11 protein-coding genes are annotated in these 12,345 nt (G+C 28.8%); all 11 read right to left on the bottom strand.

The window, feature by feature from the left end; translation table 11 throughout:
* Positions 1-3: 3 nt before the first annotated feature.
* A complete protein-coding gene (locus DMA14_RS09210) occupies positions 4-762 on the bottom strand; it encodes a glycosyltransferase (RefSeq protein ID WP_262510325.1) in 759 nt (252 codons plus the stop codon).
* Positions 763-889: 127 nt separating this feature from the next.
* Positions 890-2,023, bottom strand: coding sequence for a glycosyltransferase family 4 protein (locus DMA14_RS09205; protein ID WP_111424408.1), 1,134 nt, complete (start codon positions 2,021-2,023; stop codon positions 890-892).
* Positions 2,024-2,140: 117 nt separating this feature from the next.
* Positions 2,141-3,217: an acyltransferase family protein gene (locus DMA14_RS09200; protein ID WP_111424407.1), complete on the bottom strand. Its 1,077-nt coding sequence runs from the start codon at positions 3,215-3,217 to the stop codon at positions 2,141-2,143.
* 38 nt (positions 3,218-3,255) lie between these two features.
* Complete coding sequence (locus DMA14_RS09195; protein WP_111424406.1) at positions 3,256-4,332, bottom strand: glycosyltransferase family 4 protein; 1,077 nt, start codon at positions 4,330-4,332, stop codon at positions 3,256-3,258.
* Positions 4,329-5,690 (bottom strand): O-antigen polymerase, encoded by a 1,362-nt coding sequence (locus DMA14_RS09190; protein WP_111424405.1) that lies wholly within the window; start codon positions 5,688-5,690, stop codon positions 4,329-4,331. Before DMA14_RS09190 ends, DMA14_RS09195 begins: the two co-directional genes overlap by 4 nt.
* Before the next feature lie 17 nt (positions 5,691-5,707).
* Positions 5,708-6,694, bottom strand: a complete 987-nt coding sequence (locus tag DMA14_RS09185) for a glycosyltransferase family 2 protein (protein WP_111424404.1) — start codon at positions 6,692-6,694, stop codon at positions 5,708-5,710.
* A 2-nt stretch (positions 6,695-6,696) separates the two neighbouring features.
* Complete coding sequence (locus DMA14_RS09180; RefSeq protein ID WP_111424403.1) at positions 6,697-7,800, bottom strand: glycosyltransferase WbsX family protein; 1,104 nt, start codon at positions 7,798-7,800, stop codon at positions 6,697-6,699.
* Between the two features lie 2 nt (positions 7,801-7,802).
* On the bottom strand, positions 7,803-8,420 hold the full coding sequence (locus DMA14_RS09175) for a DapH/DapD/GlmU-related protein (protein ID WP_111424402.1): 618 nt from the start codon (positions 8,418-8,420) through the stop codon (positions 7,803-7,805).
* Between the two features lie 72 nt (positions 8,421-8,492).
* Complete coding sequence (locus DMA14_RS09170) at positions 8,493-9,803, bottom strand: glycosyltransferase (RefSeq protein ID WP_111424401.1); 1,311 nt, start codon at positions 9,801-9,803, stop codon at positions 8,493-8,495.
* Complete coding sequence (locus DMA14_RS09165; RefSeq protein WP_111424400.1) at positions 9,778-11,136, bottom strand: lipopolysaccharide biosynthesis protein; 1,359 nt, start codon at positions 11,134-11,136, stop codon at positions 9,778-9,780. The genes DMA14_RS09170 and DMA14_RS09165 overlap by 26 nt, the downstream gene beginning before the upstream one ends.
* Positions 11,129-12,265, bottom strand: a complete 1,137-nt coding sequence (gene rffA / locus DMA14_RS09160; RefSeq protein ID WP_111424399.1) for a dTDP-4-amino-4,6-dideoxygalactose transaminase — start codon at positions 12,263-12,265, stop codon at positions 11,129-11,131. Before rffA ends, DMA14_RS09165 begins: the two co-directional genes overlap by 8 nt.
* Positions 12,266-12,345: the final 80 nt, after the last annotated feature.

The raw sequence follows: 12,345 nt of genomic DNA, 5'->3' as shown, positions 1-12,345 counted from the left end.
AATCTAATAAATACTTTTTAACCATCCCCATTTATTAAAATAGATAAAAGCACTTTGAACAGTTATCCATTTAAACTTTAATTTCTTATGAGTAAGTTTTGCGAAATGATGATAAACATGGGCTTGAGGGTAGTATGCTGTTCTAGAAACCTCTAAAAATCTTCTTGTTAGATCTGCATCCTCCAAATACATAAAGATTTTATCATCAAAAAAACCTACTTTTTTCAAAATACTACTTCTTAGAAACATAAAGCAGCCCGACAAGTAAGGTATATCGAATATAATTTCATTGTAATTATAATCTTTGTATTCATACTTATCCATTCTCTTTTGAAAAATTCTTTTAAGCAAAGAAGGCATAAATCCCCTTGCAAATAGATCAAAAAAAGTTGGATTAGTTTTACATAAATATTGGAACTCTCCGTTCGGATAAGTAATTTTAGGCATAACATGTCCAACTTCTAAATTAGAGTCCATAAACTCGCAAAGATTCTCTAATGTACCTTGTTTAAAATATATATCTGGATTAAGCACTAAATGATAATCCGACTGAAAGTCATTTGCTTTCTGAATCGCGACATTATGAGAAGCTCCAAAACCTGGATTAGAGGGATTATGAATATATTCTATCCTAGAATCAGTCATTAGAATTTTCAAATCATCTGTTGGAGAATTGTCTACTAAGTATAATTTTACATTCAATTCTGTTTCTAGAAAAGAGCCTATTGTCTCTTGCAACATTTTTATATCATTTTTGTACAAAACAATACAAGAAGTAATTTTTATATTTTTCAATTTTACTGTTTGTCTGTAGTTACTATTAAAACAACATTACTAAATTTAAACACTTTTTGCTCCTTTAGCATAAAAATGACAGTCTAATCATTAATTATTGAATATAACATTTAATTGTGTCTAATGCCATTTTATTCCATGTAAATTTTTTCGCTTGCACTAAAGACTTATCCTGCATAGACTTATACAGTGATGCATCATGCACTAGAAGATTAATTGCGCTACTTATCTCTTCCACTCTATGTGGATTTATCAAAATTGCGGCATCGCCGGCAACCTCAGGCATTGACGAAATATTACTTGTAATAGTTGGAATACCAAAAGACATTGCTTCTAAAACTGGAATGCCAAATCCTTCATAAAAAGAAGGATATAAAAAGAGATAACAATTACTTAATAAAACATTTTTTTCATTTTCAGTTACAAAATCAGTAAAAATGATTTTATTTCCCAGTTGTAACTCGTCAAGAGTTTTATAAACTTCATCATAATGCCATCCTTTTTTGCCAACTATAACTAGTGAATATTCTGAGTTAACATTTGGAAGTTTTGAATACGCGAGAAGAATTGATTTAATATTTTTTCTTGGTTCAATTGTACCAATGAACAGCAAAAATTTATTTGGGGCCAAGTTATGTTTATTCAGAATTTTTAAACTTTCTTTATCATATTGTGTTGGCAACCTATAATCTGCCCCCAAAGGTGCAACCACAAATTTATCTCTATATTTTTCTTTTACATTTAGTATTTTAAAAACATCTGCTTTTGTAGCTTCTGAAACACAAATAATTCTTTCACAATGACGTATCGACATTTTTATCATTTTTGTAAAAAACCACAGATTTAATTTTTTGTGAAATTCAGGATAAAGAAAGAAAGTCATATCATGTAATGTAACAACCTTCTTTGCTTTAATTGGTAATATAGGAAAACTATAATGTAGAGAATGAATTACATCAATCTTGTTTTTAAGTGCTAATAATGGCAAAAATAATTGTTCAAAAGCAAATCTAAAAATAAGTTTTCTGAAGATTTTGTTTAAATATATTATTTTAAAAAATTTACTTTCCTTTAATAATTCTATCACTTCAGCATCATCACCTAAAACAACAACATAATATTCCTGATCTGGTCTTATCTTATTTATCTCTCTTAACAGAGACATGGCATATACCCCAACTCCAACTTTTTTTAGAGGTATTTGTGTAAAATCAATTAATATTTTCATCTTTTATGAATTCAAACTATATAGTTATTTTAAAAATACTTCTAGCAATTATTTTAGTATTTAACTTAAACCGCTTATTGAGTATTTTTTCTTAGCTACTCTTTTTTACTTCTTTTACTACCTTCCACCTGTTATTATCTTAAAAAAAGAAGGAACCTTTTTCTTTAGAAACTCTCCAGTTAAAATACATAATGCTATTACAATTAGTGGTGCTACAATGTATATAGAGAACATTGCTGTCTGTTCTGTGCCCAAAATTTTATAAAAAATGATTTTTAGAATTTCTAACAAAGGTTCATGAAAAGCATATATAAAGAATGACAAATGTAAAAATGGTATACTTTTAAAATAAAATCTATATTTATTCTTCAAAATAAAATCATAAAAAAACCACACTGAAATAACACCAATTAAAATACCAGATTTATGAAGGAAATTTAATATGTACAGATTGCTAAAAGATTTATACACTAGTAGAGTTTCACATAAAACGATTAAAAGCCACAAACTGATTAAAAAACATGTTGTAATTTGATTTATTTCAACTTTTAAATCTGATTTATTTATCCCTAAAAAAGACCCAAAAGCAAAAAACAATAATGCTTCATTAGAAAAAACGATGAAATCAAATCCAAACCACCAACTTATTAGAAACAACAACAATGCTAGTCCTTTGAACAATTGCAATACCCAATACAGTAATGGGAATATTACAATAAGTAAGATTAAATCTCTAATAAACCATAATTGAAATGGAATAGGATTAATAAAAATTACTGATAATGTCTCTGAGATAGAGTAATCTGCAATATGTTTTTGCTTAAATAAAGTAGCAATTCCAGGTAACTTTTGTAGTAGTAAAAAAAACATAAAAAAAGAAAAAGACCAAATTAAATATGGAACAGCTAAAGAAATAAATCTCTTTTTTAATATTGGTATATATTCTTTAAATATGTTTATATTATTTAGACGTATAAATAATAGATAACCTGAAATTGTAAAAAATATCGGTACTGCAATTCTAGTTATACCTTGGCTTATAAAAAATTGAACAAAAAAATTATATCCTCTTTTAATGTTCGGATTTTCTATTATTTCTGTTCCTAAATTATAAGAATGAAGAAATACTACCATTAACATTGATACAAAAGAAATCAATTTGAGTTTATCACTTAAATATTTATCTATATTCATTAAATTTACATTAGAAAAACACCCCTTTATTTATTAGTTTATACGGTAATTTTATCGATAAGCGATTCCCATTGAAGTAAAATTTTATCTTCCGAAAATTTATTTGCATTATTTTTACCATTTTCCCCCATCTCCTTGCGCATCTCTTCATTTTCAATCAGCATTAAAATTTTTTCACTAAAATCATTAAAATTTCCATTATCAATTAAAAAACCAGTATTATTATCAACTATTTGAGCTGGTCCTTCAGGGCAATTATAAGAAATTATTGGAAGACCAAAACTTTGCGCCTCTAAAAGAACCATTGGAAATGCTTCAAAATGGGATGTCATAATATAGATTGAGCTACTTAAATAATAACTTTGTACATCTTTTACAGATCCTTTAAGTAAAATAAAATCGTTTAAATCTGCTTGTTTTATTTGTTCTTCAATTGAGTTCCTTTCAGGGCCATCACCTAATATAATTATCTTCCAGCTTGAGATTTTTTTCTTAATTAAAGAGGCAATAGGTATTAGTCGTTCTATTCCTTTTTCTGGACTTAATCTACCAACCATTAAAATTTGTTTTTCAATAAGTGCTGATTTTTGTGCAGTTTTAAAAGGAATGGCATTGGGAATTACCGCAACTTTAGAATATTTATTGAAACTTTTAGCAGCGGTATCTGATAAAACTACGATTTGATCTAAAAATGGATAAGTCAGTCTCATAAAGAATCGTGACAATCTCGGAATACTAGAGTAGACAATATGTTCACATGCAATTTTTTTTACATGTTTGCTCACTTTAATAAAGTACAACAACCAATTATAATTATGCCCAGTTGAAATTATCAAATCCGTTTTATTTTCTTTAAAATACTTGTTTAATTGAGAAACTGTATTGATGGACCATTTTATTTTATGCAAAACTTTAGATTGTAGTGCTTTATTATCTAAAAAAAAAACTGAAACCCTCTCATCTATTTGATAATAACTACTTTGAACATCAGTTTTTGTCATACTCAAAATATGTATCTCAGAATATCTCACACACAACATATTGGCTAACGTTACAACTGCTCTTTCTGTACCTCCTGCTCTAGTTATATCAGGTATTATTATTGAAATTCTCATCTATTTGATAATTTTTTCTGAATCTTATTATTATTGTATATATGAATGCAGAAAAAAAAGAAAATCCCCCACAATAAATCTCTACCTGCGAAAAAAAACTCTGATCTTACAATATATACAGAATATGACATCATAACAGAATAAGCAATTAGTGCATAAATATTATTCTTTGCCATATATAAAAATTTTGATATATATCTCCCTAAAAAAAACATTAAAACAATCACACCAATCATTCCAAAAGACATATAAAGATCAGCTATAATATTAGTTCCCAGCCCTAATTCACTTTCTCCACCAAGTGAAATTTTTGTGATTAATGCAGATGAAGAAGCATCCCACACATCTATATGAAAAATAGAAAATATAATTTTTTGCATAAATGGAAATGGAGCTAAGATAACTGAAAACATTGTTTTACCATAAGTTATACCGTTCACATCCACATAATCAACAGCCATGTATGTATTTCTGTTATTAATAATAAGATCCATCACAATATCTGCCAGCCCTGATATTTCTCCTCCTCCACGAGCGATATTAATTGCAAACATGCCTAAAATACCAATAATCATCAAAGGAATAAACTTTACAAAACTAATATTTTTGTAATATGCAGTATATAAACCTCCACAAATCAATATAACTTGAAGTATATTGGCCCTACTTCCAGTCATTACCATTAAAACTGAAAAAAAAATAGTATAAACTATTAAAATATTTTTCAATCCTTTTATTTCAAATTTATCTTTGTTTAGTTTATACAAATAATCAAATTGCAATGCCAGCGCACAATACAGGAATGGTGTAGTAAATGCTCTAAAATAAGATCCCAAACCAGAAGATTGAACTTCTTCTCCTGAATAAGCACCTTTCAGACTGGCATAACCTCCTGAGACAATGAAAAGAAAAAAGGAAATAGCAGAAATCAAAGTTAAACTTGTAATATAATCATAGGGTTTAGTTCTTGGCTGACTAATTTTCTTCTCCCGAAATGAAATACTTCCTAAAAAGTAAGATTGCATACCCAGTAAAGATAATGCTGTTGATCGTGAAATAACATTTTCGTTAAATTCATATTGAAAAGCAAAATATTTCAAGGGATCACTCTGAAACATAAATACTGGATAGAAAAACATAACAAAAAAGAAGGAAAACATAAAAATCACATCAAAATCAAAGTAGTTTTGTTTTTTTTTCAATTTTAAAAACAAAAAACAGCTAAAGAGATACTGACACATACAAAACAAATTAAAACCATAATGGTAATAATCTGGCGCAAATAAGAATAAGCAAATAGACTCTATAAGTAAGAGAACAAATATTAAGGAATGCTTTTTAAATTTAAATTCTTGCATTTAACTAATTTAATATTTTATCTACAATATTTCAAAATCAAGAAACACATTGCCTTAACTAGTCCCTTAATTCTTGAATTAGACTTCGGAATATCACCAATTTTAAACAACTTAGCATTAGATGATACTCGTTTATCATTTATTAATTCTCTGAAACTTGATAGTTTCCCACCTATTGATTTATTATAAACTAATGCATTTAAAGAAAAAACAAAAGTCATTTCAAATAAGCTTCTTTTCAATCTTATCCTTTGTTCATCATGCAAACAACCATTTTTATTTAAAACTTCAACTATCCTTTCTTCCATATAGAAATATTTCTCAACTAAATTTTCTTTGTAAGAAGTCATTGTACTTCCGTATCTGATCATATAGTGGTAAAATACTTTCGGTTCAAAGTAAAAGGATGGATTTGAGGATAAAAACATTAAATTAAATAGTTTATCTTCATACAGAAATTTTCTCTCACTTTCAAACCTGAGGTTAAACTTATCAATAGTCTCTTTTCTATAAATTTTATCGCAAGGAGAATTTGGAGAAAAGAATTCTATAGATGGCGATAATGCCTCATTTATAAGGAAATCTTTTGTAATTAAATCTCTTGATGGCATTTGAGGTATTCCGCTAAAACCATTAGGAAAATTGCTAACTAAATTACAGCAAACTAAATCAAATTTTTGAATATCATTTTTTGAATAAAGAACTTCATACATCTCAGGTTCTATCCAGTCATCGCAATCAACAAAAGCAACAAACTCACCTTGTACCAAATCCAAGCCTCGATTTCTAGTTAATCCTTGACCGATATTCTTGTCATTTCTGTAATATTTTAATCGACTATCTTTAGAAGAATAATCCTTTAAAATATTATACGATCCATCAGAAGAACAATCATCGATGCAAATTACTTCAATATCTTTAAGCGTTTGATTTAAAACACTATCCAAGCATTTCTTCAGATAATTTTGAGCATTATAAACCGGAATAATAACCGAAACCTTCATTATTATTTAATTTCTTCCTTAACAATTTGTCTTTTTAACGCTTCAAGATATTTTTTACCCCATTTTAAATCTGGTTCCATATAATTTCCTTCTGCCCATTCATTCCATGATTTAATAAAAATAATTTTATTTTCAGAATCTTTTTCGTCAACTATATCGACAGTCTCCTTTACATGTAGTTCAAATAAATTTGGTGTTGAATCTGTCATTACCAAACCTTCATGACCACTTCTTGGAGTATGGTCCCATCCGGGAATTATACTAGGAAATACATTTGGAAGTTTATCTTCCTCGGGCACCAAAAAATACTTAGACATTATTTTGTACGGAACTGCATACGCAGCTGCATTTCCAAGAAAAATTCTTTTAATTCTGCTTAAAATCTTTTCAGAAATTGATCTATGATTAATAATATAATTATTTAAACGCGTAGTATTTACAGCATCAACTCCAGTTTTTAAAATTTCTTCTAAATTATTTCTCAAATCATTATGATGTCCAACAAAATATATCCCAGGCAAATCATTATCATTTGCCAGCTTTTTCCATGTTTCCATAAAAACCTTAATCTCTTCTGAAGCCAAAGGTTTATATATCATAAACAATGGTTTTCCATGTACAGTAATATATCTTTTATCTTTAAGAGCAGGCAAAACTTCATAAAAATGAGCTTCGTAATCGTGAATACCTGGATAAAGTTGCTCTATTAATACATTTCTGTTCTTAAGACCATGATCAAAGCCTTTCCAAGTTTCATTTGCCCATGCAAGACAAAATGGGAAGTCAGGTTCTCCTGATTCAAGTACTTCGTTAAATGGTCTTTCGATTAATCTTTTACCATTTCCAAACCAATAATGCCAGTAACAAAATCCTTCAACGCCATATTGTTTTGCCATATCAGCTTGAGCTTTGCGAGTTTCAGAAACTCTAAGATCATAATACCCTAAATCAGCAGGTATTCTAGGTTGATAATGCCCTCTGAATAAAGCCTTTGCTTTTCCAACATTAGTCCATTCAGTAAAACCTTTACCCCACCATTTATCATTTTCTGGAATAGGATGATATTGTGGCAAATATAACGCTATAACTCTTGCTTCTTTTTTCATGATTATAATTCTCTTATTACTCTAGCCGGATTTCCTCCAACGACACTATTTTTTGGTATTGATTTTGTAACGACTGCATTAGCTCCTACAACTGTATTTTCTCCAATAGTTACTCCTGGTAAAACTACTACATTCTCACCGAGCCAAACATTATCTTCAATGATAACGGGACTTTTACTATATAATTTCCTTTTTGAAGGCGGTAGCAACAACGCCTCTTTTGTAATTTCACCATGTGAATGATCACTGATATATACTTTACTTGCTAATAAAACATTGTCGCCTAAAATAATTTTATTTATTGCTCCAATATGACAATCTTTTTGAATTGAAACATTATTACCTATAATTATTTCTGGATAAAACTTTTCTCCAAGAAAATTGTCTATTGCATCTAAACGTAACCTCTGATCACAATCAAAATTGTTTCCAATTTTAATATACTCCCCTCCTTTAAGATACATTGGATATTTAATGCTCCCGTTGCTTGCTTCTTTCAAGCCTTTCAAAATTCTGGCAGTATATATCGAGTTAAAAACATTTTTAATTTTGACCAAGAATTTTAATGGAAATAAAATTAAGCTGACATTGGCAATTCCATTAATTATTATTTTTTTCATTTATTATTATTTTTTTCATTTTAAATCGCAAACTTTATTTAAAAAATTAAAAAATATGTTCAAAATATTAACTTAGTCAATCATGTGATAAGCGTTTATGATGGCTGAGCTGAATCCTTCATAAGAAGATCTAGTCATTGATTCTGATCTACAATTCTTTGAAATCACATCTAATTCTGTTGGACTTTTAGTAATTAAACTAATTATACCATTACAAAAATCCTCACTGTCTTTAAATTTTGCTAGGTATCCAGTCCCTTCATTAATTATATCACAAGCAGTTCCTATGTTAAATGCCACTGCTGGAGTACCACACATTAAAGCTTGATTTAGCATCATTGGACCAGCATCTTGTATACTTGGACTTAGGAATAGATCAGCTAAAGCGTAATATTCTGCTAATTGATCAAAAGTTAAATGGCCAGTATAATCAATATTAAATTCATCAAGATCTTCAACTTTTTCTCCACTCCCTGCAACAACCAGAACAATGTTAGAAACCAAATCTGGTCTTTTTATGTATAGCAACTTTAAAGCCTCTAAAAGAAATTTAAATCCCTTCCGAGGATCATGAACTCCAAGCGATCCAAAAAACAATACTTTTTTGTCAGAATAGTTAAAGTCCTTTTTTAATGTCTTTCTATCTCTTGGTCGAAACACATTTTCGTCAACGATGGGATAAATCGTCCCTATATTTTTAAATAATCCAGACTCAGCAGCATATCTATTTTGCCAATTATTACCTAAAAAAATACTTTTAATATTGGCAAATACATCTTTCTTGTAAAGAAAATTTTTACGAGTAGCATCATTTTCATCTGATGAAAGTATCCCCTGACATTTACCACAAGACTGCTTTACACGCTCGCAATCCCAAAAATAACTACATCCCCCTGTCATAGGAAACATATCTGCCGCAACTAATAAAAAAGGAATTTCAAATTTATCGTAGATATCCTTTAATGTTTTACTTGTAACGAGACCTTGCCAAAAAAACACTAAAATAAAATCGTATTTCTTTTTTATGCGATTTACAATTCTTTTAGTATTAACAGGTGGTTTTTCATCATTTAATCCAAAAAAGTAATATGGCAAATTTTCCTTGGATTCAAATTTATGAGGTACAGATAACAATTTATATTTTAACAATAGAGCATGAGCACGAGCAGAAAAATCATGACCTAATTTCTCATATTTATTATACGCTGAATAAACATTAAAATCCTTGCTAATAAAAGGGTATTTTGTAATAACGTCAATATTATAATTATTACTTAATGATTTCGAGATATCCAAAATCATTTTAGATGAATTGCCATTATCAAGAAAACTTGTTATTATTAAGGCGTTAGAACTTTTATTTGTTCCAGATTCTTTTTGCATTTTTATTAAATAGTAGATTTAATTGTAGAGGGCCAATCCAAGCGATCGACATCGCTAAAATAATTTGTGAAATTACAACTCCATTTAGTCCCCATGTTTGGCAAAAAAATACAGTTAATGGAATATTAACAATTCCAACAGAAAGAGAAGCTATAATCTGTAACTTAATTTTACCAAATCCATAAATTAAAGTCGAATGTAAAGAATTCCACATATTAAAAATTTGCCATATTCCCAAATACATCGTCATCAAAAATGGCACATTAACAGACTTTCCAAACCAAATATTATATACAAAAGAACTACATAAAACTAAAATTAGTGTTGCCAATAAAAACAAGCCAAATATTTTATATAGTTTTTTTGTCACTGATCTCATCCATGAAATATCGTTTAGGACCCTTGCTTCAATAAAGGCACTCCAAAAAGGAGAAATAATTATGCTAAAAAACATTCCTATAATTGACAGATATTTAAATCCTAAATTGTACACTGTCACATCAAGTGGGCTTAATGTCTTCGTGATAATAATATTATTAGTCTCATAATATATGATCGAAATAATTTGCAAAATAAAAAAATTCAATCCTAAAGTCAGTAATCCTTTTGCATATCTAAACCGAACAAACTTTAATGATGGAACGTAATTTTTTAATGATGTTTTAAATAAATAAATAGAAAAGATAAAAAGAACTAAAGTGTTTACTATTCCATTTAACAAACTAAGATTTAAAATAGATCCTGAACTTGTTTTACTTAAAACATAAATCCCTATTAAAACCAAAAATTGACTTATTACATTAATTAATGAAGTAATAACAGGCTTTTGAAGAGCTGATAGAATTGTATTTATTAAACCTAAAACAAATTGAAATGCAAAAGTCGAAAGCACAATCAACATAACATAGAACAACTCCTCGTTATTTGCGCCTTTAACATTTAAAAATTTGGGCCAGTCAACAAACTTCGAAATTAAAACTGATAATACCCAAATCAATAAAATAATTAAGGCTAGTATCGAATAAGTTGTACTTACATAAATTCGCGCTAATTTTAGTTTTCCTGTGGTAATAGCCTCAACAAATTTGTTTTTTAAACCATTTCCAAATCCAATATCAAAAAAGCTTAACCATCCAATGATAGATGAAATTGTAATCCAGACACCGTATTGATAAGGCGAAATATAATTAATAGTTAAAGGAACGACCAATAAACTTAAAAAAATACTTATCCCCTTTAAAAAAATTGATCCAACTACATTTGCCTTGATGTTTTCACTCCTATCGTTGTTATTAAAGTAGCCTTTAATATTTTTTATGCTAATCTTATTCAAAACTACTTCTAATCGATGCTACTATATTTTCTACATTATTATCTGTCAGCTCATAATAAAGAGGTAAACGAACGAGACAATCAGTAAAATAGTCTGAATTAGACAGGCTTCTTCCATCATGTTTATCCACATAATAATCACTTAAATGAAGAGATAAATAATGAAAGACAGCATGAAATCCATTCTCCTTCAAAGTACTAATTAATTTATGCCTTACCTCACCATCTTTGCAAGACAAATAAAACATATGTCCGTTGTTTGTAGCATAGTCAGGAACTACAGGCAATTTAATTGCACTATTATCTAACTTTTTAATCTCATTGTAATAAGTTTCCCAGAGCTTTATTCTCTTATTTTGAATATCTTGCAGATTTTCTATTTGGGCCCAAAGGAAAGCCGCTATAATTTCAGATGGTAAAAAAGACGAACCAGTATCTACCCATCCATATTTATTTACTTCACCTCTAAAAAACTCTGCTCTATTTGTGCCTTTTTCCCAAATAATTTCAGACCTAGTAATATATTTGTCATCATTTACTACAAGCATTCCCCCTTCTCCCGAAATTATATTTTTTGTCTCGTGGAAAGAAAAAGCTGCAAAATGACCTATTGAACCTAATGCTTTTTTTACACCATTTTTGTCGATATAAAAACTATCTATAGCTTGTGCAGCATCTTCAATTACAATCAAATTATATTTATTTGCTAAATCCATTATTTTATCCATATCACATGCTACACCAGCATAATGAACCGGAACAATTGCTTTGGTTTTTGGCGTAATTAATTGTTCTATTTTGTCAGCATCAATGTTTGGATTGTCTGAATATGAATCAGCAAAAATAATTTTTGCACCTTGACGAACAAAAGCAATCGCGGTCGAAACAAATGTAAAACTTGGGACAATGACTTCATCATCTTCTTTAATATTCGCCAATATTGCCGCCATTTCTAGTGCATCAGTACATGATGTCGTTAATAGACATTTTTTAAATCCATAATGAGATTCAAAAAAAGATTGACATTTTTGCGTATATTTTCCATTACCAGATATTTTGCCTGAATTTACAGCATCATAAATGTAGTGCGTTTCTTTACCCGTTAGATATGGCTTATTAAAAGGAATCATGTGTTTGATGTTTTTTATTTTATAATTTTTCACTAAAATAGTTATAGTAAAAAAATGAATTGAATCATATAATTTGAGAT

Source organism: Flavobacterium sharifuzzamanii (assembly GCF_003254585.1).
Classification (GTDB): domain Bacteria; phylum Bacteroidota; class Bacteroidia; order Flavobacteriales; family Flavobacteriaceae; genus Flavobacterium; species Flavobacterium sharifuzzamanii.
The sequence above is the reverse complement of the archived record's forward strand: the minus strand, read 5'-3'. Positions and strand labels throughout refer to the sequence as shown.

What these genes read in the sequence shown, in the direction of transcription:
- DMA14_RS09205 (WP_111424408.1), bottom strand. Translation starts at nt 2,023, where the DNA reads ATGAAAATATTAATTGATTTTACACAAATACCTCTAAAAAAAGTTGGA.
- DMA14_RS09200 (WP_111424407.1), bottom strand. Translation starts at nt 3,217, where the DNA reads ATGAATATAGATAAATATTTAAGTGATAAACTCAAATTGATTTCTTTT.
- DMA14_RS09195 (WP_111424406.1), bottom strand. Translation starts at nt 4,332, where the DNA reads ATGAGAATTTCAATAATAATACCTGATATAACTAGAGCAGGAGGTACA.
- DMA14_RS09190 (WP_111424405.1), bottom strand. Translation starts at nt 5,690, where the DNA reads ATGCAAGAATTTAAATTTAAAAAGCATTCCTTAATATTTGTTCTCTTA.
- DMA14_RS09185 (WP_111424404.1), bottom strand. Translation starts at nt 6,694, where the DNA reads ATGAAGGTTTCGGTTATTATTCCGGTTTATAATGCTCAAAATTATCTG.
- DMA14_RS09180 (WP_111424403.1), bottom strand. Translation starts at nt 7,800, where the DNA reads ATGAAAAAAGAAGCAAGAGTTATAGCGTTATATTTGCCACAATATCAT.
- DMA14_RS09175 (WP_111424402.1), bottom strand. Translation starts at nt 8,420, where the DNA reads ATGAAAAAAATAATAATTAATGGAATTGCCAATGTCAGCTTAATTTTA.
- DMA14_RS09170 (WP_111424401.1), bottom strand. Translation starts at nt 9,803, where the DNA reads ATGCAAAAAGAATCTGGAACAAATAAAAGTTCTAACGCCTTAATAATA.
- rffA (WP_111424399.1), bottom strand. Translation starts at nt 12,265, where the DNA reads ATGATTCCTTTTAATAAGCCATATCTAACGGGTAAAGAAACGCACTAC.